This window comes from Dyella sp. S184 (assembly GCF_009766065.1).
GTDB lineage: Bacteria > Pseudomonadota > Gammaproteobacteria > Xanthomonadales > Rhodanobacteraceae > Rhodanobacter.
In genome coordinates, this window is sequence record NZ_LMUE01000009.1 from 696,676 (window position 1) to 721,569 (window position 24,894).

Annotated in this window: 19 protein-coding genes; 12 read left to right on the forward strand and 7 right to left on the reverse strand. The window is 61.6% G+C overall.

The annotated features are described in order from the left end of the window. The first annotated feature begins 59 nt into the window (after window positions 1–59). Window positions 60–1,007 carry an alpha/beta hydrolase gene (locus GSQ75_RS15355; protein WP_158755712.1) on the forward strand — a complete coding sequence of 316 codons (948 nt, stop codon included), beginning with the start codon at window positions 60–62 and terminating at the stop codon, window positions 1,005–1,007. Here GSQ75_RS15355 and GSQ75_RS15360 read toward each other — a convergent pair whose 3' ends face one another. Further along, complete coding sequence (locus GSQ75_RS15360) at window positions 1,008–1,937, reverse strand: LysR family transcriptional regulator (protein WP_158755713.1); 930 nt, start codon at window positions 1,935–1,937, stop codon at window positions 1,008–1,010. It lies immediately after the preceding gene. A gap of 140 nt (window positions 1,938–2,077) precedes the next feature. On the opposite strand from GSQ75_RS15360, the gene GSQ75_RS15365 reads away from it, so the two are divergent. The 7 genes from GSQ75_RS15365 (at window position 2,078) to GSQ75_RS15395 (ending at window position 8,424) form a co-directional block, all read left to right on the forward strand. Next, window positions 2,078–3,307: an acyl-CoA dehydrogenase family protein gene (locus GSQ75_RS15365; protein WP_158755714.1), complete on the forward strand. Its 1,230-nt coding sequence runs from the start codon at window positions 2,078–2,080 to the stop codon at window positions 3,305–3,307. Beyond that, window positions 3,304–4,374, forward strand: a complete 1,071-nt coding sequence (locus GSQ75_RS15370; RefSeq protein ID WP_158755715.1) for a phosphotransferase family protein — start codon at window positions 3,304–3,306, stop codon at window positions 4,372–4,374. Before GSQ75_RS15365 ends, GSQ75_RS15370 begins: the two co-directional genes overlap by 4 nt. Continuing rightward, on the forward strand, window positions 4,371–5,066 hold the full coding sequence (locus GSQ75_RS15375) for a histidine phosphatase family protein (RefSeq protein ID WP_254058601.1): 696 nt from the start codon (window positions 4,371–4,373) through the stop codon (window positions 5,064–5,066). Before GSQ75_RS15370 ends, GSQ75_RS15375 begins: the two co-directional genes overlap by 4 nt. A gap of 31 nt (window positions 5,067–5,097) precedes the next feature. Further along, window positions 5,098–5,868: an SDR family oxidoreductase gene (locus GSQ75_RS15380; RefSeq protein ID WP_158755716.1), complete on the forward strand. Its 771-nt coding sequence runs from the start codon at window positions 5,098–5,100 to the stop codon at window positions 5,866–5,868. Between the two features lie 27 nt (window positions 5,869–5,895). After that, the gene (locus GSQ75_RS15385; protein WP_158755717.1) at window positions 5,896–6,684 is read left to right on the forward strand and encodes an SDR family oxidoreductase; all 789 of its coding nucleotides are present in this window, start codon (window positions 5,896–5,898) and stop codon (window positions 6,682–6,684) included. A gap of 41 nt (window positions 6,685–6,725) precedes the next feature. Next, complete coding sequence (locus GSQ75_RS15390) at window positions 6,726–7,739, forward strand: NADP-dependent oxidoreductase (RefSeq protein ID WP_158755718.1); 1,014 nt, start codon at window positions 6,726–6,728, stop codon at window positions 7,737–7,739. 103 nt (window positions 7,740–7,842) lie between these two features. Further along, the gene (locus GSQ75_RS15395; RefSeq protein ID WP_158755719.1) at window positions 7,843–8,424 is read left to right on the forward strand and encodes a hypothetical protein; all 582 of its coding nucleotides are present in this window, start codon (window positions 7,843–7,845) and stop codon (window positions 8,422–8,424) included. Between the two features lie 638 nt (window positions 8,425–9,062). Here the strand turns inward: GSQ75_RS15395 and GSQ75_RS15400 are convergent. Next, a complete protein-coding gene (locus tag GSQ75_RS15400) occupies window positions 9,063–10,043 on the reverse strand; it encodes a hypothetical protein (RefSeq protein WP_158755720.1) in 981 nt (326 codons plus the stop codon). A gap of 406 nt (window positions 10,044–10,449) precedes the next feature. Here GSQ75_RS15400 and GSQ75_RS15405 point away from each other — a divergent pair, with 406 nt between their 5' ends. Further along, window positions 10,450–11,640, forward strand: coding sequence for a PAS domain S-box protein (locus tag GSQ75_RS15405; protein ID WP_158755721.1), 1,191 nt, complete (start codon window positions 10,450–10,452; stop codon window positions 11,638–11,640). Window positions 11,641–11,839: 199 nt separating this feature from the next. On the opposite strand, the gene GSQ75_RS15410 is transcribed toward GSQ75_RS15405, so the two are convergent. Then, complete coding sequence (locus tag GSQ75_RS15410; RefSeq protein WP_158755722.1) at window positions 11,840–14,521, reverse strand: M1 family metallopeptidase; 2,682 nt, start codon at window positions 14,519–14,521, stop codon at window positions 11,840–11,842. A gap of 153 nt (window positions 14,522–14,674) precedes the next feature. Here GSQ75_RS15410 and GSQ75_RS15415 point away from each other — a divergent pair, with 153 nt between their 5' ends. Beyond that, window positions 14,675–15,412: a response regulator transcription factor gene (locus GSQ75_RS15415; protein ID WP_254058602.1), complete on the forward strand. Its 738-nt coding sequence runs from the start codon at window positions 14,675–14,677 to the stop codon at window positions 15,410–15,412. Between the two features lie 45 nt (window positions 15,413–15,457). On the opposite strand, the gene GSQ75_RS15420 is transcribed toward GSQ75_RS15415, so the two are convergent. Next, entirely contained in the window at window positions 15,458–16,831 is a 1,374-nt protein-coding gene (locus GSQ75_RS15420) for an ATP-binding protein (RefSeq protein ID WP_158755723.1), read from the reverse strand. 355 nt (window positions 16,832–17,186) lie between these two features. On the opposite strand from GSQ75_RS15420, the gene GSQ75_RS15425 reads away from it, so the two are divergent. After that, window positions 17,187–19,604, forward strand: a complete 2,418-nt coding sequence (locus tag GSQ75_RS15425) for a protease pro-enzyme activation domain-containing protein (protein ID WP_158755724.1) — start codon at window positions 17,187–17,189, stop codon at window positions 19,602–19,604. A gap of 136 nt (window positions 19,605–19,740) precedes the next feature. Here GSQ75_RS15425 and GSQ75_RS15430 read toward each other — a convergent pair whose 3' ends face one another. Beyond that, on the reverse strand, window positions 19,741–20,280 hold the full coding sequence (locus tag GSQ75_RS15430) for a carboxymuconolactone decarboxylase family protein (RefSeq protein WP_158755725.1): 540 nt from the start codon (window positions 20,278–20,280) through the stop codon (window positions 19,741–19,743). 135 nt (window positions 20,281–20,415) lie between these two features. Next, window positions 20,416–20,955 carry a peroxiredoxin gene (locus GSQ75_RS15435; protein ID WP_158755726.1) on the reverse strand — a complete coding sequence of 180 codons (540 nt, stop codon included), beginning with the start codon at window positions 20,953–20,955 and terminating at the stop codon, window positions 20,416–20,418. A 150-nt stretch (window positions 20,956–21,105) separates the two neighbouring features. Here GSQ75_RS15435 and GSQ75_RS15440 point away from each other — a divergent pair, with 150 nt between their 5' ends. After that, on the forward strand, window positions 21,106–22,077 hold the full coding sequence (locus GSQ75_RS15440) for a LysR substrate-binding domain-containing protein (RefSeq protein WP_158755727.1): 972 nt from the start codon (window positions 21,106–21,108) through the stop codon (window positions 22,075–22,077). Window positions 22,078–22,238: 161 nt separating this feature from the next. Here GSQ75_RS15440 and katG read toward each other — a convergent pair whose 3' ends face one another. Continuing rightward, a complete protein-coding gene (katG, locus tag GSQ75_RS15445; RefSeq protein WP_158755728.1) occupies window positions 22,239–24,494 on the reverse strand; it encodes a catalase/peroxidase HPI in 2,256 nt (751 codons plus the stop codon). Between the last annotated feature and the right edge of the window lie 400 nt (window positions 24,495–24,894).

Sequence of the window (24,894 nt, forward strand, 5' to 3'; positions counted from 1 at the left end):
TCCAGCACTGCCGCCGCATCAACCGCTCCCACGTGGCACCACACGATTCAAGGCTGCCCATGAGTCCAGTTTCCCAACGCCCGTCCGCAACCCCGCACCGTCGCCTGTTCGCCACTGCCGCGCTGCTGATCGGCAGCAGCCTGCTGATGGGCTGTCAGGCGGTGCTGTTTGGCAGTCTCAACGCCACCACCGGCAAGACCGACGTCGTCGTGCAACGCGATGTGGTGTTCGACCCGGCGTACCAGCTGGCGCTGGACGTCTATCGCTTGCCCGGTACAGCACGCGCGCCGGTGGTGCTGTTCTTCTACGGTGGCAGCTGGAAGTCCGGCAAGCGGCAGTGGTATCGCTGGGCAGCCGAGGCATTGGCCAGACGTGGCGTGGTGGTGGTAATTCCCGATTACCGCAAGTGGCCGCAGGTTCGGCTGGACGGTTTCATGCAGGACGCCGCGCGTGCGGTGGCATGGACGCATGCGCACGCCGGCGACTACGGCGGCGATCCAGCCTCGTTGTTCGTGATGGGTCATTCGGCCGGCGCGCACATCGGCGCCCTGCTGGCCACCGATGCGCACTGGTTGAACGCAGTCGGCATGAAACCACGTGACCTCGCTGGCTTTATCGGACTAGCTGGCCCGTACGATTTCCTGCCATTGAAGGACCCCGATTTCATCGATATGTTCGGCAGCACCCATGAAACGCAACTGCGCTCGCAACCTGTGCATTACGTTAATGGCGACGAACCGCCAATGCTGCTGATGCAAGGCACCACCGACAAGATCGTCTGGCCGCGCAATGCCACGTCGCTGGCCGCGGCGCTGCGGCACGAAAACGAGCCGGTCGAACTGAAGCTGTATCCGGATATCGGCCACTTTGCCATTCTTTTCGCGATGTCTCGACCGCTCCGCAGCAAGGCACCCGTGCTGGACGACACCATAAATTTCATCCGGCAATATGCGCAACATGTACAACCCGAATCGGCCGCGTCGGCAGCAAGTGCGGTCGCCCACTGATCATCGCCGTCGCTGAGCAGGCGCAATCGCCGCGGTGATCGCCTCGATCACCCACTGCCGGAACCATACATGCGCGCGATCGGCGTCTTTCGATTCGTGCCAGTAGGCCAGGATAGGGAACGCCTTCAGCTTGATCGGCAACGGTTGCACGGTGATCGGCAGCAAGGTGGCCAGGTGCAATGCGTATGAGCGAGGCACCGTAAGCAACAGATGCGTGCCTGCGGCAATCTGGCAAGCCGAGAAATAGTGCTGGCAGACCAGCCTCACCTGTCGAAACATGCCGTCCTGGCCGAGCAGCGTGTCCAGCGCGTTGGCCTCTCCCAGCGGCGAGACAGCCACGTGCTGGGCGCCCAAGTAATCGTTGCGCCGCAGTTGCGATGCGAACGGGTGATCGGCACGCATCACTACTACCAGCGATTCATCAAGCAGGTGTCGACGGGAAATCCGTGAGCCAGCGCGCAGCGGGCGATCCACTACCAGGTCGACCGAACCCGCGGCCAGCTCGCGCTCCACCTCGTCCGCGGCGACGCGCCGGCTTACCACGCGCAGCTGCGGCGCGTCCCGCTCGATCCGCGCCAGCAGCGCCGGCAACGCGATCGATTCAAGGATGTCACGGAAACCCACGGTGAACTGCAGGTCCAACTGCGCCGGATCGAAGCGCGGCTGCGCATGTGTGCTGGCATGCAGGCCTTTCAGATGCAGCTGCACCGCCGGCATCATCGTGCGCACCTTCTCGGTCGGCAGCAGCCGGTTGCCCTGGCGGACGAATAACGGGTCACCCAGCTGATCGCGCAGGCGCTGCAACGCATGCGTGACCGCCGGCTGGGTCAGGTGCAGCACGCGCGCGGCGGCGCTGACGCCGCCATGGCTGTAGATCGCGTCAAGCACGCGAAACAGGTTCAGGTCGATGCGGTTGTCGGTGCGATCCATGTCCTGCTCCCTACCGTATGCGTGCCGAAGGCATCGGCACCAAAGTCATCAGCGATGTTAATGGATAGTCATAAAGCATATTCATTTCACTAATTGTAGTGGCGAGGCGTAGGCTGGCTTGCTGGTCAGGAGAAACGCACGTGGACTTCGCCGCCTCAGAACGTACCCAGGCTCTTATCGAACGCCTCTCTACCTTCATGCGCGATGAGGTGGTTCCAGCCGAACGCGTCTACGCCGCGCAGTTGACTGGCAGCAGCGACCATCACCAGTGGCAGCAACCGGCCATGATGGAAACCTTGAAGGCGAAGGCGCGCGCCGCCGGACTGTGGAACCTGTTCCTGCCCGACGCCGGACATGGCGCGGGGCTCAGCCATGTGGAATACGCACCGCTGGCCGAGATCATGGGCCACTCCTTCATCGCGCCCGAAGTGTGCAATTGCAGCGCGCCCGACAGCGGCAACATGGAAGTGCTGCATCGCTACGGCACGCCGGAACAGCAGCAGCGCTGGCTGCAACCCTTGCTGGATGGCCGGATCCGCTCGGCCTTCGGCATGACCGAGCCGGACGTAGCCTCCTCCGACGCCACCAACATGCAGGCCACCGCGACTATCGAAGGCGACCACGTCGTGTTGAATGGCCGCAAGTGGTGGACCACCGGCGTCGGCCATCCGCATTGCCGCTTCGTGATCTTCATGGGGCTGAGCGACCCGCGCGCCGAACCGCACCGCCGCCACAGCATGGTGATCTGCCCACTCGACAGTCCGGGCGTCATCGTCGAGCGCATGCTGCCGGTGTTCCATCACTTCGACGAACCCAGCGGTCATGGCGAGTTGACCTTCACCGATGTTCGGTTGCCGATTGAGAACGTGATCCTTGGCGCGGGCCGCGGCTTCGAGATCGCGCAGGGTCGACTGGGACCTGGACGCGTGCATCACTGCATGCGTGCGATCGGTGCGGCAGAACGCGCGCTAGCCCTGCTGTGTGCACGTGCCTGTTCACGCGTCGCGTTCGGCAAACCACTGTCCGAGCTCGGTGGCAATCCGGACATCATCGCCAACCTGCGCATGGCGATCGAGCAGGCGCGCCTGCTGACGCTGAAAACCGCCTGGACACTCGACATGCACGGCACCAAGGCCGCGCTCAGCCTGATCTCGCAGATCAAGGTGGTGGTGCCGGCGGTGGCCCAGCAGGCGGCCGATGCGGCAATCCAGATCCACGGCGGCGCCGGCCTGTCCGACGATTTTCCGCTGGCACAGTTGTACGCGTATGCGCGTGTTCTGCGACTGGCCGACGGCCCCGACGAAGTCCATCGCGGCGTGATCGCACGGCTGGAAATGAAAGCGCAAAGCGCACAGGAGCCGGCGCGATGAGTACGCCGCTGGATCAACCGCGCGCGGTACGTGACGAGGATGCGCTCGATCTGTCGCGCGTCGATGCGTTCCTGAAGCAACATGTCGATGGTCTCGAAGGCACGCCGACGCTCGCGCAGTTTCCCGGCGGCGCCTCCAACCTCACCTATCTGATTGCCTACGGCGAACGCGAACTGGTGCTGCGCCGTCCGCCAGCCGGCGCCAAGGCGAAATCCGCGCACGACATGCTGCGCGAGGCGCAGGTGATGGCGGCGCTGAAACCGCACTACCCGTATGTGCCGGCGATCCTCGCCAGCTGCAACGACAGCTCGGTGATCGGCCATGACTTCTACGTGATGCAACGGCTGCGCGGCAGCATCCTGCGTCGCGAACTGCCGTCCGAGCTGGGTCTCGATGCGGACGGCGTGCGCCAACTCTGCCTGGGCTTCATCGACCGGCTGATCGAACTGCATCAGGTGGATGCCTCGCTGCCCGAACTGCAGCATATCGGCAAGGGCGGCGGCTATATCACACGACAAGTCGCCGGCTGGAGCGATCGCTGGCAAAAAGCGGCCACCGAGGATACCGATGCCTGCGCCGATGTCGTGGCATGGCTCGCGGCGAAGCAACCGGCGCGCGACAACGCCAGCTGCGTGATCCACAACGATTACCGCTTCGACAACGTGGTGCTCGACCGCGACCACCCGCTCGACATCATCGGCGTGCTGGACTGGGAGATGGCGACCATCGGCGATCCACTGATGGACCTGGGTGGCTCGCTGGCGTACTGGGTGCAGGCCGACGACGATGCCACGTTCCAGTCATTCCGGCGCCAGCCCACGCACGTACCCGGCATGCTGACGCGCCGCGAGGTGATCGATTACTACGGCCAGCGCAGCGGCTTGCATGTGGACAACTTCGATTTCTACGAAGTGTTCGGACTGTTCCGCTTGATGGTGATCATTCAGCAGATCTACCTTCGTTTCGCGCTGGGCCAGACCAGCAACCCGCAGTTCGCCGGCTTCGGCCAGGCCGCCCGTTACATGGGCGGTCGCTGCCGCCGCATCATCGGTCGTTCCACGCTGTGAGCGCGTGTAGCCTGCTGCTGATACGTCATGGTCAGGCCAGCTTCGGCGAGGACGACTACGATCGACTGTCACCGCTTGGCGAAGAACAATCACGTCGACTGGGTGTCTGGCTGGGAGCCAGTGGATCGACCCCGGACCTGATCGCGATCGGGCCGCGCGAACGGCATCGACGCACGGCCGAACTCTGTCTCGAAGCCGCTGGCATCGATCGTGAGCCACTGACGCTGGATGGCCTGGACGAAGTCGACCATCACGAACTGCTTGCGCGACATCGCCCCGACCTGAGCGGACCCGGTGCACTGCGCGCGGAGTTGAAGCAGGCGCTCGATCCACACCGCGCATTTCAGCGCCTGTTCGCCGATGCCGTCGCTCGCTGGGTCGACGGCGCGCACGACACCGAGTACCAGCTCACCTGGCCGAGCTTTCGCAGCAACGTGTTGCAAGCACTACAGACACTGACCGCGCATCCGGCGCGCACGATCTGGGCGTTCACTTCGGGCGGCCCGATTGCCGTACTCACCAATACACTGACCGAAGCACCGCTGGCACAGACCTTCAAGCTGAGCTGGCCGCTGGTTAACACCGGCCTCACGCGACTGCGACTCGGCCAACGTGGCGCGACGCTGATTACCTACAACGCGTGGCCGCATCTGGAACACGCGAACGACCATCACCTCGTCACGCTGCGCTGATTTCCTCCCACTTTCGCCAAGAGGCCTCGCCATGAGCACCACACCGACCTTCGATCTCAAGGGCAAGATCGCCATCGTCACCGGCGCCAGCCGCGGCATCGGTGCGGAGATCGCCAAGCTGCTGGCTGCGCACGGCGCACACGCCATCGTCTCCAGCCGGCGCGAGGCCGACTGCCAGCTGGTGGTCGACGAGATCGTGGCGGCCGGCGGCTCGGCCGAAGCGTTCGCCTGCCATATCGGCGAGCTAGAGCAGATCGAGACGCTGTTCGCGCACGTGACGCAACGCCACGGCCGGCTCGACATCCTGGTCAACAACGCGGCCACCAATCCCTACTTCGGCAGCATCCTCGATACCGATCCGGGCATCTTCCAGAAAACCGTCGACGTGAACATCCGTGGCTATTTCTACATGTCCACGCATGGCGCGAAGCTGATGGCGGCCAATGACGGTGGCGCGATCGTCAACGTGGCCTCGGTCAACGGCGTGGTGCCGGGCTTCCAGCAGGGCATCTACTCGATCACCAAGGCGGCGGTGATCTCGATGACCAAGGCATTCGCGGTGGAATGCGCGGCATCTGGCGTGCGCTGCAACGCACTGCTGCCGGGACTCACCGACACCAAGTTCGCCTCGGTGCTGGTGAATACGCCGGCGATCCTCAAGCAGGCGCTGGCGCATGTACCGATGCGTCGTGTGGCACAGCCGTCAGAGATAGCCGGCGCTGCACTCTATCTAGCCTCCGACGCGTCGTCGTACACCACCGGCGCGGTGCTGAACGTCGATGGCGGCTATCTCTGTGTCTGATCCGATCAACCTCGCCAGGAACACGCCATGACCGAACCTTCCGCACAGCGCGTCGCCGGCAAGCACGCCTTCGTCACCGGTGCCGGCGGCGGTCTCGGCGCCGCGATCGCGCGCATGCTCGCGCGCCACGGCGCGAATGTCTTTCTGACCGATATCGACGAAATCGGCGTACGCGCGGTGGCTGACGAGATCAACCACGAACGCGGCCGGCAAGTTGCCTGGTCCGCCGCACAGGATGTGCGCGACGAAGAGCGCTGGCATGCGCTGCTGACTGAAGCGAGCGAGGCCATGGGCGGCCTCTCCGTCCTCGTCAACAATGCCGGCATCGGTTCACTCGGCACGGTGGAGCAGATCGAGCTGAAGGAGTGGCGCCGCGTGATGAGCGTTAACGTCGAAAGCATCATGCTCGGCTGCAAGCATGCGCTGCCGCTTTTGCGCGCGCATCAGCCCGCGTCGATCGTCAACATCTCCTCACTGGCTGCGTTCAAGGTCGGTCCCGATTACACCGCGTACAACACTTCCAAGGCCGCGGTGGCGATGCTGACCAAATCGGTCGCCATCGACTGCACACGGCAGAAGATCGACGTACGCTGCAACTCGATCCATCCTGCCTTCATCCGCACCGGTATCGTGGCGCCGTTCTTCGACGCGCTGGGCGAGGAGGAGGCCACCCGCAAGCTCACCCACGGCATTCCCATGCATCGCCTCGGCGATCCGGACGATGTCGCCTATGCCGTGTTGTATCTCGCCTCCGACGAAAGCCGCTACGTCACTGCCGCCGAAATGGTGATCGACGGCGGCGCCTGCGCCGTATAGTCGAACGCACCCATGCCTCTTTCCACATCACGGTGAACCCCATGCCCTACGTCAATCGTCAGCTACGTCTGAAGACCCGCCCCGAAGGCCTGGTCAAACGCGAGAACTTCGACCTGGTCGAGCAAACCGTGCCCGAGTTGAAGGACGGGGAGGTGCTGTTGCGCGTGCTGTACCTGTCGATGGACCCGACCAACCGCGTGTGGATGCGCGACATCCCGCAATACCTGCCGCCGGTGGCGATCGGCGAAGTGATGCGCGCACTCGGCCTGGGCCGCGTAGTGCAGTCGCGCTCGGCGCAGTACCAGGTAGGCGATCTGGTGCAAGGCATCACCGGCTGGCAGGACTACCTGGTACTGCACGAGAGCGCCAAGGGCTACGTGCGCCTGCCCGCCGATCCCGGCATTCCGCTGCCCACCCTGCTCGGCGCCTGCGGCATGAGCGGCGTCACCGCGTACTACGGCCTCACCGACATCGCCCCGGTGCAACCCGGCGAAACCCTGGTGGTCTCCGCCGCCGCCGGCTCGGTCGGCTCCATCGCCGGCCAGATCGGCAAGATTCACGGCGCACGCGTGGTCGGCATCGCCGGCGGCGCCGACAAGTGCCGTTACCTTGTCGACGAACTCGGCTTCGACGCCGCCGTCGACTACAAGGCCGAAGACTTCAAGCAACAGCTCAAGGCAGCCACCCCCAACGGCGTGCACGTCAACTTCGAAAACGTCGGCGGCGAGGTGATGCGTGCGGTGCTCTCACGCATGGTCATCGGCGGCCGCATCGCGATGTGCGGGCTGATCTCCGGCTACAACAGCAGCGAACGCCCCAGCGACGACTACGGCGTATTCGTGATGAAGCGCCTCAGCATGCGAGGGTTTCTGATACTCGATTACACGAAGACGCGAGAGGCAGTGCAGACGTTAGGTGGGTGGATTCGCGAGGGGAAGTTGAAGGCGGAGGAGACGATGGCGGATGGGCTGGAGAATGCTCCCGAGGTACTCAATCGGTTGTTTGATGGGAGTCATCGGGGGAAGTTGGTGCTGCGGGTGGACCCGCAGGCGTAAGGTGCGATTGTTCTGTAATGTCCGCTATCGACGGCGGATATTCTTGGGTTCAAGACAAAAGGAACTGGGGATAGTCATGGATCGTATAGTGAGGATGTTGCTCATGGCGATGGCGACGTTGTCGATAGCCAATATCGCGCATGGCAATCAAGCGTCTCCCGATGAGCTCAAAGCGGACAAGGCAGTTCTGACTGCGGTGGTGTCGATTCAGTGTCAAGGAAAGGATCGAGGCAAGGTCCTGCTTTCTTCTAAGCCTTCAGCACCCGACGATACGAAAAAAGGTTATCCGAGTGGCATCTCCGATGCTCAGATAGCCGACCTTATTAATCGCACCGAAGCCACAGATGCACTGCCGAAAGGCATAGTGTGTCCGCGCGTACGCGTGGTGCCCTACGCACGACTCAAAGCGGCTTTTGATAGGCCAGCAAAGCAACACATGGAGTTCCCGGTTCCTCCGGGCGTGTTGATACCCATTGGAGCGAACACAGGCTTCAAGGATACCTTTCCGGACATTGGCATCCTGCTTAGGCTTAGCATGCCGGTCTACTCCCCGACAAAGGACATGGCGATTGTTTATTTCTCGGAAGACTGCGGAGGACTGTGTGCACACGGGGAGTACGTCCTACTACAGCATGTAAACGGCACTTGGCGGGTAATAAAGCGCGAGGAGGCTTGGACTTCGTAGCCAGTCGCCCATGCAATACGAACGTCCGCTTTCAACCCTAGCAGACGTTCCCAGATATCGTTCCGACTCATTTGCGGGCGACGTTGAAGCAAGACCTTTCGTGCGCCCGAGTTACTTTCTCTTTGCGTGGCCAAAGAGAAAGGCCGCCCCGCTTGGCGCTTGCCGGGCATCCTTGCCCGGCAAATCCGTGAGCCGGGGCCCCGGGTAGAGAAGCGGGCCATCGTGGCCCGCACTCGGTGAAATGCTAAGAAGTTTAAAAGCGACAGCAAGAGCAAAGCATCGCTATGCCGTGGCTTCGCTCTTGCTCTGTTTTTGATCTGGCTCTTCTAAAAAGTACGCGCAGGATGCGCGTCGCTCTATCCGGGGCCCCTCTGAAGCGGCGGGCGGGTGGAGGAAAAGCCCGCAGGGTGGTTCGCAGGGATGCGAACCAGTTTGGCGTCAGCACAGGAGGTGCTGTCGACAAACCCCGTAACCCGCACGCGGACCTTGCGGGCAGGGATGCCCGCAAGGCGCGTAAACGGGGTGCCCCTCTCTTTGGTTACTTTCTCTCGGGCAAGCGAGAGAAAGTGACTCGCCCTCCGCAGGAGGACGAAAGCCTTTGCTTCAAAAATGGCAGCGGCCGAAACCGCCAAACCCACTCAATCCGAAATCGCCAACACACACTCATCCGCACCATAACTACGGCAACAAACCGGAAAGATCGACAAACTACCCGGTGCGATGGCAGGCGAGAGCACCCCCTCCAGGAAACCACTGAAGAAACTGCACCCGGAATGGCCATCCTCGGCGCAAAGAGCGCTGTCCTGGATGTGCAGCTGGGCGCCCTGCTGATCGACCTCGGCCAGCGCGCGCAACGCCGGAACCCCGATGCGCTCGATTGCCTCGCGCAAATCGAGCCCGCCATCCAGCGCGTACTCGCGCTCGAAAACCCAGCCCCCCATGCGCCGCCCGGCCAATGCGAGCGACGACTCGCGCGCCGCTTCGGCGACCGCATGATCCATCGCCAGCAACTGCGGCACGATCTTCGGGTAGTCGTATTCCAGATCGCGCAGCAACTTGTCGACGGCTGGCTCGTCCGGCCCCTGCGGAACCAGATCGACGAACGGGGTCGCCGCCATGGGTGCGGGTGGCGGAGCCGGTCGCGGCGGATTGGGCAAGATGAACTCGAACTCTGGCTCCGGCTCCGGCGGTGCTTGCCGCGTTTCCGGCACGTCCGCGATCGCCGACGCCACGACCGGCTCGGGCCGATCGACCACCTTCGATGTCACTGGCTCAGCGGCCGGCACTGACGTCATCGCAGGCGCAGCCGCTATTGGTGGCGACGCCAGAGCTGTCTGCGGCGGCAGCTTGTGCGATGCGGCGAAATGCGGCTTCAGCTCACCTTCGACATACGGCTCGACTTTGACACTGAGAAAGCGCTCATACGCATTCAACGCCGACACGAGCGCCCGCTTCTTGAGCCAGGGTCCGCGTACGACCATCGTGATCAGAATGCCGTGCGGATCCTGCACCAGACGTTGCCGCTGCAAGGTGAAGCCGTTGGCGATGACGAATCGGCCAACGTCGATCAGCAGGCCCTCCCGGCTTTCCGAGAGGCCTTGAATTTCCAGCTCGATCATCAGGCCCCCCTGTATTCGATGCCGGTGAACTAAATTGTGTGGAATACGGTGTTCGTTCCTGCGTACAAGCCATGTGCTGCAGCTGAAGACTGCGGCGACATGCATAGATTCTATGGGTTATGCGGCAGGATTTGTGCGAAAAATTTCGCGCGCCGTACCGAACGCCACCTGTAGCTGCCGACGTACCCGAGAAATTCGTCCCCGCAACGTGACCGCGCCAGACCGATGCGTGCGTCCCACCCGACGCGTTGGAGCATCCGAGCAAGGTTGGGAGATGAGCAAGGTGCACGATTGCCAGCGTTTGCGACGAAGTCTGCACACGCGGCATCGGTATAATTTCTGCCTGAGTCGATCTCCGACAACCTCCATTCCCATCTGCACTCCCATCCCGTTGTTAAGGCACTGCATGACTGACCCGAATGCCATCGATCCCTTTCCTTTTCTGGGCGGCGGTTCCAGGACTGGTGCGTTGATTCGGGCCTTCGACTGGCAGAAAACCTCACTGGGAGCGCTAAGCCAGTGGCCTGAATGTCTGCGCACGGTTACTGCACTGATCCTGCGCTCCGATGCGCCGATGACCCTCCAATGGGGGGCTGAGGGTTGGTTCCTCTACAACGATGCCTACATCGAACTCGCCGGTGCTCGTCATCCCGGTTTGCTGGGCCAGACAGTTCGCGATAGCTGGTCGGAGATAGCGGACTTCAGGGCAGATGCAGTGAGTCATGTACTTGAGGGGAATACGCTCAATTACCGTGACGAGCATTTTGTGCTGCTACGCGATGGCGAGCCAGAGGATATTTGGCTCGACATCAACTACAGCCCTGTCGTCGATGGAACCGGGACCCCTGTCGGCGTAGTGGCGGTTGTCAAAAATACCACCGCGCGAGTTCAAGCCGAACAGCGACTTCGTTTTGCCCAGGAAGCTGGTGGCGTGGGTACGTTTGAGTGGTATCCGGACTCCGGTCGCCTCGAGGCTTCCGAGCAATATAAACGCGTGTGGGGACTGGGCGCCGATGCAGTCGTCACCGATAAACTGTTGCTCAGCCTGGTGCACCCCGATGACCGGCACATGGTGATACCTCAACGCTCCGGCCTGCCCAATCCCATGGCTTATCTGGAGTTCCGGCGCGTCGATCCGGTAACGGGCGAAATCCGGTGGATCGCTCGGCGCGGCAAAGTGATCTCCCTCAGTGGAGCGGCACGGCGTTACGTCGGCATCGCCATGGACATTACCGACCAAAAAAGGTCCGCAGAAGCACTGGCTGAAAGCGATGCCCGGTGGCGCCAACTGGTTGAGCAAATGGATATCAAGGAAATTCGGCATCGCAACGTGCGTACGCTCGTAAGAAAGCTTGAGCGCGATGCAAACCGCGGCGGAAAACAGGCTGGAGGTTTGACCATGCTGGCCGAGATGCTAGGCAAGTCGGTTGCCCAGGTCAGCCGTTTCGCGGCTGAAAAACCCACCACGCATATCGGCGATCGGATCGCTCGCGAAATCGAAGCGGTCTTCGAGAAGGAGCGCGGCTGGATGGATCATGTGCAGTGGAGCGCCAACATAGATGACGCCGGGTCCAGCCATACCATCCCATCTGCCTGAGTGCCCCGTGTGCATCGATTCATGCTCAGGGTTTTAGACGTCCATTTACTGACCGCATCGGACCAGACCCGATCCTGGCTCCAGTCGAGCTTGCGACCTGGCCAGCTGCGAAGCAACCTCAAGCAATCTGCTCTTGACCGAGGCCCGCATGCACCCAGGCACGAGGAACGCCATTCCTCGTGCCTGGGTGCAGCCATCATCAGCGCATGATCGCTATCGGATCCTGCTTCGCCTTCAGCGCGCTGCACAGCTTGATCGATTCGCTGGTCTGCGCCAGCCCGCGGTCCACGCCATCGGCATCCTTCATGCGCGACTTGAAGAAGCCCTGCAGGCGATCGACCTCGGCATTCGAGCAGCCGCCACCGGCAGCCAATGCCGGCAGGTAGCCACCGGCGAAGCTGCCGGTGCGAGTCAGCACCTGCGCATAGTGCGTGGTGAACCACTGCCACATCGCATCACGCTGGGCTGCGGTATCACGGCCGCCACGCAGCAGCGAAACCATCTCGCCGACCTTGACCGGCTTGGTCAATGCGAAATCACGTACCTGTTCCGTCAATGCCGGATCTTCCACGCTGGTCAGACCGCCGAGGATGCCGTTGCGCAAGGCTGCATCGCTGGTCTTGGGCAATTCCGCAATCAATGCATCGACAGCAGGTTTGCCCTGTTCCTGCACAGCCATGCCGAGTGCATCACTGAGCAGGTCGGGATCGGCCGCGGCCAGATCCAGGCGACCATCCGGCTTGGGCTTGAGTGCTGCCTCACCTTGCTTGAGCAAGGCCGCACGCACTTCGGGAAGCTTGAAATCGAACGCCAGGCTGCTGGCCAGTGCGCTGCGCAGCAAGGCATCCCCCTCGGATTCGCCTGCCTTGCGCTGGTAGCCAAGTTGTTCGAGGCGCGGCAGATAGGCGTCCTTCACCCATGTGGCCAAACGGGCACGCTGGGCATCGGTAGTGGCTTCCTGCCGATAGATCCATTCCACCTGGTCGAGTGGCGCCGTGGCCACTTCGCGGATCTTCGACGTAGTCAACGGCTGCAACGCCGCCAGCACGTCGCCGGCATCCAGGTCGCCACGGCGGAAGTTGGCGTTGATCGCATCGGCATAAGCCAACTGCTCGGCATCGCTGAGCTGGCCGACCTGTTTGGTCAGGCCGGCCAGCTCGACCTTGCCCAGGCTGAAACGGTAATAGCCGCTGGCATTGGCATTCGGCATGATCCAGGTCGGGTTGCTGGCGCCAGCCAGCACCATCGAACCGGTGGCCTGGTCGAGCATGTCGCAGCTGACCTTGCTGCCATCGGCCGTACCGTAGCGCACACAGACCGGCACGCCCCAGATGCGCTTCGCATCGCCGCTGCTGCCGATCGGCAGATAGCGGCTCTGGCTCAAATGCAGCACGGTCTTGCCGTCCTTCTGCTCCAGCTTGGTCTGCACGTAAGGCACGCCGGACTGGTCGAGGAAACTGTTGAACGCGTGCTTGAACGCATCGCCCTTGCCCGCGGCCGTGGCGATCGCGCCAACCAGATCAGCGGCCACGGCGTTACCGAACTTGTGCTGCTGGATATATGCCTGCATGCCCTTCTGGAAGGTCTTCTCGCCGACATAGTTCTCGAACATGGCGATCACACCTGCACCCTTCTGGTAGGTGATGCCATCGAACGCGGTCTCGATGTCGCCATTGCCGGTGATCGGCTGACGGATCATGCGCGCGCTGACCAGGCTGTCGCTGCTCATCGCGCCCTGCACGCCACGCACGCGGTCGAGATCGGCACGGTATTCCGGATGCACCTGCATCGTCACCTTCTGCTGCATCCAGGTGGCGAATGCCTCGTTGAGCCAGATGTCGTTCCACCATTCCAGCGTCACCGTGTCGCCGGTCCACTGATGCGCCAGCTCATGCGCGGTGACGTTGAACGAACCCTGTACGTTGCGCGCCGGCGAATCCTTGTCGAGCAACAGCAGCCAGTCGCGGAAGGTGACCAGACCGGCGTTCTCCATCGCACCGGCGGCGAAGTCCGGCGCGGCAAGTACGTCGAGCTTGTCCCACGGATAGCCGAAGCCGTAATAGTTCTCCAGCGCATGGATGATGCTCGGAGTTTCGCCGAGTACATGCGACATGCGATGCGCCTCGCCCGCGGCGGCAATGCCGCGCAATGGCAGCGGGGTGGTGCGATAAGCGTCCGGCGAAATGTCCGGCCCCTTGGCGATATCCCACGGACCCACGCCGAATGCCACCAGATAGGTCGGCAGCGGCAACGTCTGTGCAAACGTCAGCGTCTTCCAACCGTCGCCGGCCGGCACTTCTTTCACCTGCTGGGTATTCGCCACCGCCGTGTCGGCCGTGGGTATCGTCAGGCTGATATCGAACGGCGTCTTGAAGCCGGGCTCGTCGAAGCTCGGGAAGGCGAAGCGCGCGCTGATCGGCTCCATCTGCGTCATCGCATACGGCTGGCCCTTGGCGCTGACCTTGTACAGACCCTGCAGCTGGGCGTTGAGCGGCGCGGTGTAGTCGAAGCTCAACGTCAGCTCCTGCGGCTTCAGCGTGCTGCCGAAATCGACCCGCACCACACCGGCCTTCGGATCCACCGCGACGTACTTGCCGACATGAACCTTGCCGGTGGCGTCGGTGATTTCAACCTTCGACACCTTCAGCTCGTTACCGTCCAGCCACAAGTGGTCCGATGCCTGGGTCAGCTTGACCTTGATCGTGGTGGTGCCGGAAAAGTCCTCCTTCGCCGGATCGACCTTGAACGACAACTGGTACGACTGCGGCACCGCCCAGCGCGGCAAGCGCCCTTGCGGCGCCTGGTCGGCGCTGGCGGCAAACGCTGCGCCACAACAGGCAGCAAGCGCGGTAAGCAGGAGTGGGCGAACGAGACGGCGCATGGCGGATTTCCCTGGGACGAAAGCAAACGCTCACGCTAGGGCGAGGCATGACTTGTGACCCAGTGCCAAAAGGCATAGGCGACCGGCGTCGAAGGGCACGAGGCGATTTTCATATACTCTTCGGCAGGCCACACCCCGAGCAGAACGCCGCCGATGCCCGAGCTCTCCACACCAGCCAGCCCATTGCATATCGCGGTATTGGAAGACGACACGGAGCTGCGCGAGGCGATCCTGTTACCTGGTTTGCGTGATTACGGTTTCACGGTCAGCGGCGCCGGCACCTCCGCTGAACTGTATCGCCTGATGCTCAGCCAACGCTTCGATATCGTCACCCTGGATATCGGGCTGCCCGATGAGAGCGGCCTTACTGTGGCGCGTCATCTGCGCGAATTGTCCGCCAGGCTCGGCATCATCATGCTCACCGGCAATCAGGACAAACACGATCACCTGCATGCGCTTGGCGCAGGCGCAGATGCGTATCTGTCCAAACCCGTGGATATAGACGTACTAGCAGCCACATTGCACAGTCTGGCACGACGACTGGCAGAAAAATCGACGGGCTCGGTACAGCCACACGTGGCCAACCAGCAAACGCCAAGGCATTGGCGACTGGAAACGGACGGCTGGTGCCTGGTGTCTCCCAACGCTGTCGTCCTGGCCCTTACCGCACCCGAACGCTGTCTACTCAGTGTGCTGATCAGTGCCCAAGACGCACCAGTGTCGCGCGAAACCCTGATCGCAGCACTATCCGACAATGTGTATGACTTCGATCCGCATCGTCTCGAAATGCTGGTCTACCGATTGCGGCGCAAGGCCATCGATGCCGCAGCTGGCAATCTGCCGCTACTTACTTCACGCGGTGCAGGTTATCTGTTTGTCCGCGGTGAATAACCTGCGCGGCATGGGTGTGCAAGACCTGGATGTCCGAGCCCGCGGTCAGGCCGAAAGCAGCGGCAACCGGATTTGAAAGGTCGTACCTTGGCCCGGCGAACTCATCACTGAGATACTGCCGCCCGCAGTCTTCAGCATGTCCTGCACCACGGCAAGGCCAAGTCCTGTGCCTTGCCCCGATGGCTTGGTGGTGTAGAACGGTTCGAATACATGTTTTTGCACCGACTCCGGCATACCGTCACCGCTATCTGCCAGCGTCACTTCCAGTTCCCCCGCGCCAAATGCCGGCTGCGCGCTGACTTTGAAATGGCCCCCTTCGGGCATCGCATCACGCGCATTCGCGGCGATGTTGAGCATCATCAATTCGAACTGCCCACGATCCAGGCAAACCGGCAAGCGGATCTGGTCGATATCCATCTGGAATCTGGTATTGGAGTCGAACAACTGTCGGAGCATCGGCTGCATCTCGCGCAGCACCTGCCCGGCATCGAATACTTCCGGGTGCGCCACATCCTGCCGACTGAAATTGAGCAGTTTGCGGCTGATCGCCAACGCGCGCCGGGACGCCAATTCAACCCCTTCCAGCGCGCCCAGCAGTGCAGGCGCACCCTGATCGGCCAATCGTTCGCGGCGCATCGCGTAACCAAGCACCACGTTCAGCACGTTGTTGAAATCGTGAGCAATGCCGCTGGCGATGCGCCCGACTGCCTCCATCTTCTGGGCATGGATGAGCTGATCCTGTACGCGCTCACGCTCGACCATCTCGTGTTCGAGCAGCACATTGGCCTGCACCAACTGACGCGCATGCTCCTTGGATTCAGCGAGCGTCTCGCGCAAGGCAGCCACGGTGCGATCAAGCAATACGGTGGTCACCAGATAGCCCAGCGACTTGTTAGTCAGCAGCAAAAGTGTATCGGACGTCCTCGCCTGACGCGTGGCGGCGTACAGGATGTCAGTCAACGCGCCGCATGCGTTGACCATGACCAAGGCCAAAAAAACGGCCCAGAGCATCCGACGCCCCAAGACCAACCCGGCCAGGCCGATCATCAGCAGTGGATACAAGTCGTCATATGAAAGTCGCGTTATGCCGAACGCGGCGTACGTAAGCGCCAATGAAATCAGCGAAACCCAGATGTAGGCACTGACCGCAAGCCGAAATCGCCCATGGCGGATCCAGTAAAGGCTAAAGGCAATACAGGCCAGCACGAACACGTCAGTCGACAGGTCCACGACAATCGCAAACAGGGGTATCTGCTTGTAAAGCCCCTGATTCAGGTACACCCATGGGGTATTCACCAGCAACTCGCCACCAATGCAGATCAGCAGCAACTGCACGACCGGCGCATTGCGCCGATCCAGCGCATCATCGATGGGCACCCGTTGCAGCCACTCGGCCACCGAACGCAAGGACAGTCTCACAAGGTCGACACTCCGAAAGCCCTGAGTCTTGCCGATTTGTACGCCGCCATGGCGCGCGTGAGCAAGCGTTAGTTTCCGTTAGCAAGCGTGCGTGACACATGGGACCGACGTGCTCAATGCTGCCCATCGGTTGTCGCGATACGGAAATCGATTCGCGGGCAGCACCGACGGGAGGGGCGCCGGAGTCCACGCAGCCATCGGCAACTATCCCAAGGTACTGGTCGACCACTTCGGTACTCGGGCTGGTGGCCAGGATTGGGCAGCACGAGTGGGGCCATGCCGACGATTCTCAAAATAAATCCGGATCCCGCTCGACGCCAGGAGAGTCCGTTGCCGCACGGAATGGGCAGGGGCCATGTTCGGCACACGCTTGACGCTTGCAAGCAGCTATCGGCCGATGTCGCCATCAATTTTTGACCAACTTATTCAATGGGGTTTCATCATGAAACAAAGGCATCTCATTCTTAGTGCGTCCATCGCTGCGGCGCTGGCCGTCACACCCGGCATTCTGCTTGCCACTTCCGAAAACGCAGCACTTTCCGGCATCAACACTACCGAAGCGCCGAGGGTTACCCAAGCCGTCAACAGCAGCCACCTGTTCACCATTCCGAAGACGCATCTGGACTTCGTAGGCAAGGGCAAGACGACATCGAGCGTTGCGCTGGCCGGCACAACCACCATGAAGCACCTGCAGTTGGTACTCAAGCCCAGTGCTGCGCGTCAGACGGCAATGGAGTCGCTGATTGCCAACCAGCACAACCCCAAGTCTGCCCAGTTCCAGAAATGGCTGACGCCGGAGCAGTTCGGCAAACAGTTCGGCGTGGTGGATGACGACATCGCGGCTGTGACATCGTGGCTTGCCTCCCAAGGCTTCACCATCAACAACGTATACCCAAACAAGACGCAGATCGATTTCAGTGGTACCGCGGCACAAGTGAATCAGGCGTTCCATATACAAGAAGCTGTCTACACAATCGGCACGGAAAAGCATCTGGCGAACGCCAGCGACATCAGTGTTCCAGCTGCACTGCAATTGGTGGTGGCGGGCGTGATGGGCTTGAATGACTTTCACCCGACAGCGTTGGTGAAAAAGCCCGAGATTGCCCAGTGGAATGCGGGGAAGAAGGGCTTCGTGTCCGAGTCCAAGCCGGCCTCGGGTTCGAAAGTGATCAGTCAGGCCCTTAACTTCAATAGCACCGAGCGTGGTCTGGTACCCAATGATCTGGCAACGATGTATGGCATCAGGACCATCCGGGCCAACGGTGTAACCGGCAAGGGAATTACCATTGCCGTGGTCGAAGACAATGACATGGTGCCAAGCGATTGGACCAACTTCACAAGCACCTTCAATCTTGCTCAATACGGCGGCACGTTCCAGCAAATCAATCCGGCCCCGACATCCGGCACGAGCAATTGCGTAGATCCAAGCACGAATTTTCTTGGTGAACCCAATGACGACGGAGAGACCTTGCTGGATGCCGAATGGGCTACCGCGATCGCCCCTGGGGCAAACATCGTTGTCGCCAGCTGCGCTGATGACGGCCCCAACTACTATCCCCTCACCAGCAACATCTTCGGCGGCGTCTTCATCGCGGCAACCAACCTGATCAATGGCACCAGCCGCCCGGACATCATCAGCGCCAGCTACGGGTTGGGCGAACTCTTCACGGATAGCGCCAGCAAAACGGCGATCGACCTGATGTGGGCTCAGGCTGACGCAGAGGGTATTTCAGTATTTGTATCAACCGGCGACTCCGGCTCCAATCCGAGTTTCAACGGGAACATCATCCAAACCCAGGGCGTCGACGCCAATGCGCTCGGTACGTCACCGCATGACACGGGTGTGGGCGGTACTGATACAGCGGATATTCTCGATGGCACGACCAGCCAGTATTTTGCCCCTACACCAAGTGTTGTTGGCGGTTCGGCGCTGTCTTATGTACCAGAGATTCCATGGAATGAATCCTGCGCCAACGGTGTTGCCGCAACGGCTTTCGGCTTCACGAGTGCCCTTTCCTTCTGCCAGGAATATCTGAAATTGGATCCTGATGGCTGGAATGTCACCTCCGAAGCAGGTAGCGGAGGCCCGTCCTCGACAGATGCCAAACCGGTATGGCAGCAGCAGGTATTCAACGCTGCAAAGGATCATTCACGCGATCTCCCCGACGTAGCGCTGTTTGCCGCGTCCTATGGCGGATACACTTGGGTGATAACTTGCACGAATGCCAACCCCTGCACTCCGGGGTTCACTACTCCGATGGCATTGAGCGGTGGCACTTCGCTGGCTTCGCCGATGTTCGCCGGCATCCAGGCACTCATCGATCAGGGGCTGGCCGCACGCGGATTGTCACAGGATCAGGGCAATGCAGCACCGACGCTGTATGCGCTGGCGGCTGACGAATACGGCGGCGCTACCGGTCCGACGCCCGCCAGCCTGGCCGTGTGCAATGCGAACAATGGTGCTACTGGCACGGCCAATTGCGTGTTCCACAATGTCACTCGAGGATCGATTTCGACCCAGTGCATCGAGATTTTTGGCGAAACTACTCCTGATTGCTATTTCTACGGGCAGAGCAATAGCTATCTGGCATTACTTGGAGTTGCGCAACTGGGCATGACCACCAGTAATGCTTCACCAACCTCATATGGGGTAAGTAACAAAGCCTACGGTGCCCAACCGGGCTGGAGCTTCGCCTCGGGCCTGGGTTCGGTGAATGCCACGAACTTGTTGATCGCGTGGCGAGCCTTCGACCATGCGCCGCCTGCTCCTTGACCAAGACTGGTTTCTAATGAGCATTGAAGTTGGTCATTGAGTCGATTGCCTGGTGGCAAGATGCCACCAGGCTCCTTTTGAAGCGCATTCATCCATCAAGACGTCGTTGGGCATATAGACGTCTATTTTCTTGCAATCAGCCGGCCACGTCGGCCTGCTCCAGCGCCACGGCCACCGCATGGATTACCGCGGCGATGCGCGCAGCACTCTGAATCGGCTGCGCGGACAGGCCGTGCTTGCGCAAGGTCTTCTCGTGCGAATCAAGGCACATGCCGCAGCCGTTGACGGCCGACACGGCGAGCGAGGCCAGTTCGAAGTCGATCTTGTCGCCGCCGGGATTGGCCATCGCGTTCATGCGCAGGTTGGCGCGCAGCGTGCCGTACTCGGCATCGCCGACCAGGTGCACGAAACGGTAGTAGATGTTGTTCATGCCCATGATCGCGGCGGCGACGCGGGCACCATTCAATTCCTCGGCGCTGGCGTGCTGCGCGGCTTCTTCGTTGATCGCCGCGGTCAGCGGCTTGTAGCGCGAGGCAATCGCCGAGGCGAGCGCGATCACCGCAATCTGTTTCTGGGTAAGGCCAGGCGCACCACCCTCGGTCAATACGGACTCGAGGTTGAGGCGCAGGTCCTTGGCATAGTCGGGCAACTGGCTTTTCAGATCGGCAAGACTCATGGGACACCTTCAATAAATTCGGGGCAAAAAAAACCGGCGACGAAGCGAACCTCGCCGCCGGTGGGGTCACCCGCGCGTCAGCGGGGGGAGGGAGGAACTCCTGACGCGCGGGGTATTGCAAACGAAACGCTGGACTCAGGCGACCTTGAGGGTCTCTTCACCCTGGCTCCAGTTGCACGGGCACAGCTCGTCGGTCTGCAAGGCGTCGAGCACGCGCAGCACTTCCTGCGGGTTACGGCCGACCGAACCGTCGGTCACGTAGACGAAGCGGATGATGCCGTCCGGGTCGACCAGGAACGTCGCGCGCTGCGCCACGCCGTCGTCGGTCAGGATGCCCAGCGCATTGCTGAGGTCCTTCTTGATGTCGGCCAGCATCGGGAACTTCAGGTCGCGCAGGTCCTTGTGGTCCTTGCGCCAGGCCAGATGCACGAACTCGCTGTCGGTGCTGGCGGCCAGCACCTGGGTGTCACGGTCGGCGAACTGGCTGTTCACGTCGCTGAAACCCTTGATCTCGGTCGGGCAGACGAAGGTGAAGTCCTTCGGGTAGAAGAACACGCACAGCCACTTGCCCATGTAGGTGTTGTTGTCGATGTTCTGGAATGCGTTGTCCAGGCTCTCGATCGAGACGGTGGCCGGGACGTTGAACTGGGGGAACTTGTCGCCAATGCTCAGCATGTAGTTAGCCTTTGGTGGTGGATTCGGGGGATAAGAGACGCCTTGCAGCAGGTGCCTTGGCGAACAAGATAGCTGCCGCGCTTGCATTGTTCAAATTGATTGTTACCATCGCAATCATAGGTTGAGCCTATGGCCTGGATGAGGCATACGATGAACCTGCGCGATCTGCAGTATCTGGTGGCACTGGCCGAGCATCGGCACTTCGGCCACGCCGCGGATGCCTGCTTCGTCAGCCAGCCGACACTGTCTACCCAGATCAAGAAACTGGAGGACGAGCTCGGCGTGCCGCTGGTCGAACGCACACCGCGCAAGGTGCTGCTCACCGAAGTCGGCCGCGACATCGCCATCCGCGCACGCGACGTGCTCAACGAGATCGAGCAGATCCGCGGCGTAGCCCGGCGCACGCTCGACCCGGAATCCGGCACGGTGCGGCTGGGCATTTTCCCGACCCTGGGCCCCTATCTGTTGCCGCACGTATTGCCGCTGGTACGCACGGCGTTTCCACGACTGGAGCTGTTGCTGGTCGAGGAGAAGACCGAGGCGGTATTGCGCATGCTGCGTGAAGGCAAGCTGGACGCCGGCATCCTCGCCCTACCGCTGCATGAGGACAGCCTGCACAGCGAGTTCCTGTTCGAGGAACCGTTCCTGCTGGCGGTATCGGGCGAGCACCCGCTGGCACACAAGCAGAGCCAGCTGAAGCTCGCCGACCTGTCCAACCAGAACCTGCTGCTGCTGGAAGACGGCCACTGCCTGCGCGATCAGGCGCTGGAGGTCTGCCACATGGTGGGCGCCGGCGAGCACAGCGGCTTCCGTGCCACCAGCCTGGAGACGTTGCGGCAGATGGTGGCGGCGAATGTCGGCATCACCCTGCTGCCGGTCACCGCGGTGAAGCCGCCGGTGGCGCCGTTGGAGAACCTGCACCTGATCGAGTTCAAGGGTCGCCCACCCAGCCGGCATGTGGCCATGGTCTGGCGCAAGAGTTCGGCCATGGATGCGTTCCTGAAGCACCTTGCAGAGATCTTCCGGCAATTGCCCGCCGACCTGCTCAACCCGCACACGGCCGCAACGGCGGTGGCCGCCGCGGCAGCCTCCGCGAAAACGCGCACGCCCGCACGCCGATAGTCCAGCCGAAGTCGAAGTTATCGTTCCATCGACTTCATGGCGTGACAGGCGCATACCACGGTTCAGTCGCCGACATCTGCCCAAGCTCGATCCGGCATCGGGTGATCCCGAGCCGGATCGAGCTTGCTCGACACAAGACCTTCAAGGTCTATGCAGCGAGATCACGCAAGGTCGAAGCGATCAAGGTTCATCACCTTGGCCCAGGCCGCCACGAAATCCCGCACAAACTTTTCCTGCGCGTCCGAGCTTGCATAGACTTCGGCCAATGCGCGGAGCTGGGCGTTGGAACCGAAGATGAGATCGACACGGCTGCCGCTCCACTTGACTGCGCCAGTCTTGCGATCGCGACCTTCGAACACGTCCCTGGCATCCGAGGCCGCCTTCCATTCCGTGCCCATGTCGAGCAGGTTCATGAAGAAGTCGTTGGTCAGCGCTTCCGGCCGCTTCGTGAACACGCCTGCCGAGGTTTGTCCGACGTTGGTATTCAGGACACGCATGCCGCCCACGAGTACGGTCATTTCCGGCGCGGTCAGGGTCAGCAGTTGCGCCTTGTCGATCAGCAACGCCTCGGCCGATACGCCGTATTTGCCCTTGAGGAAATTGCGGAAGCCATCGGCGATCGGTTCGAGTGCAGCGAAGGAATCCACATCGGTTTGCTCCTGCGAGGCGTCCATGCGTCCCGGCGTGAAGGGCACCGTCACGGCGTGACCGGCGTTCTTCGCCGCCTGCTCGACGCCCGCACAACCGCCCAGCACGATCAGATCGGCAAGCGAGACCTTCTTGCCGCCGGACTGCGCGCCGTTGAACTCGCTCTGGATGCCGGTGAGGGTTTTCAGCACCTTCGCCAGTTGCTCGGGCTGGTTGGCCTTCCAGTCCTTCTGCGGGGCAAGACGGATGCGTGCACCGTTCGCACCGCCACGCTTGTCGGAGCCGCGGAAGGTGGACGCCGACGCCCACGCGGTCGACACCAGTTGCGCGACCGTCAGGCCCGACGCCAGCAGCTTGCTCTTGAGGGAGGCAATGTCCTTGTCATCGATCAACGCATGATTGACCGCGGGAATGGGATCTTGCCAGAGCAGCTCTTCGGTCGGAACTTCCGGGCCGAGATAGCGTGCCAGCGGGCCCATGTCACGATGGGTCAGCTTGAACCACGCGCGGGCGAAGGCGTCGGCGAACTGGTCCGGATGCTGGTGAAACCGCCTGGAAATCTTTTCATAGGCCGGGTCGATCCGCAGCGAAAGATCCGTGGTCAACATGCTGGGCGCGCGACGCTTCGACGCATCGAAGGCATCCGGGATGGTACCGGCGCCGGCGCCTTGCTTCGGCGTCCACTGATGCGCGCCGGCGGGGCTCTTGGTCAGCTCCCATTCGTAGCCGAACAGGTTGTCGAAGAAGTTGTTGCTCCACTTCGTCGGCGTGGTGGTCCAGGTAACTTCCAGGCCACTGCTGATCGCATCCACGCCCTTGCCGGTGCGGAAGCTGCTCTTCCAGCCGAAGCCTTGCTGCTCGATGTCGGCAGCTTCGGGCTCAGCGCCCACATTGTCTGCAGGACCGGCGCCGTGAGTCTTGCCGAACGTATGGCCGCCCGCGATCAACGCCACGGTTTCTTCATCGTTCATGGCCATGCGCGCGAAGGTCTCGCGGATATCGTGCGCCGCGGCGATCGGGTCCGGGTTGCCATCCGGGCCTTCCGGGTTCACGTAGATCAGGCCCATCTGCACCGCACCGAGCGGATTCTCCAGGTTGCGTCCATGGTCGGTGCGACTCTTTTCGCTGCCGTGCAGGTCCGCCTCGGCCACAATCACCCCCTCGCCCGGCTTTTGCTTGCCGTAGCGCACGTCGCCACCCAGCCAAGTGGTTTCGGAGCCCCAATAGATCTCCTCCTCCGGCTCCCACACGTCTTCACGCCCGCCGGCGAAACCAAAGGTCTTGAACCCCATGGATTCCAGTGCGACGTTGCCGGTGAGGATGATCAGGTCGGCCCAGGAAATCTTCCGGCCGTACTTCTGCTTGACCGGCCAGATCAGCCGGCGCGCCTTGTCCAGGCTAACGTTGTCCGGCCAGCTGTTGAGCGGCGCAAAGCGCTGCTGGCCGGCACCGGCGCCGCCACGACCGTCACCAATGCGGTACGTACCGGCACTGTGCCAAGCCATGCGTATGAAGAAAGGCCCGTAGTGACCGAAGTCCGCCGGCCACCATTCCTGCGAATCGGTCATCACCGCGAGCAGATCCTTCTTCACGGCAGCTAGGTCCAGGCTCTTGAACTCTTTGGCGTAGTTGAAGCCATCGCCCATGGGATCGGACAGCGAGGAGTGCTGGTGCAGGATCTTCAGGTTCAGCTGCTTGGGCCACCAGTCGCGATTCGACATACCACTGCCGGCAGCGTGATTGAACGGGCATTTCGTTTCGGTTGACATGTCTTCTCCACCGTTGGTTGGTTGCGATCCAGTTTGGAGCGTGAGTACCGATGAATGACTGGTTCTTGCGAATGGTTTCCCATGATGCGCTGGATTCTTGACGATCTGGCGTTACCGCAACGTCAGCAGACCGGAAGTGGCGCGGTCAGGATCTTGCGGCTCCCGCGACGGACTCCTTGGGTTTGCGGCTGAGGCAGTGACTTGCACTGGCTTGTCCCACTTATCCCAGTCGAATATAGATACCGCGATGAGGTGTGTATATTCGATTATTCCAATCGGTTTCATAGCCAATGGCTATGGTCATCCACCCCTTCTCAACGGACGCCATAGAGGAGCCAGGCGACGCCGAGCGCTTTATTCATGGTGGTATGTTCATGGCCAGCCGCAGCCATGTCCTGTA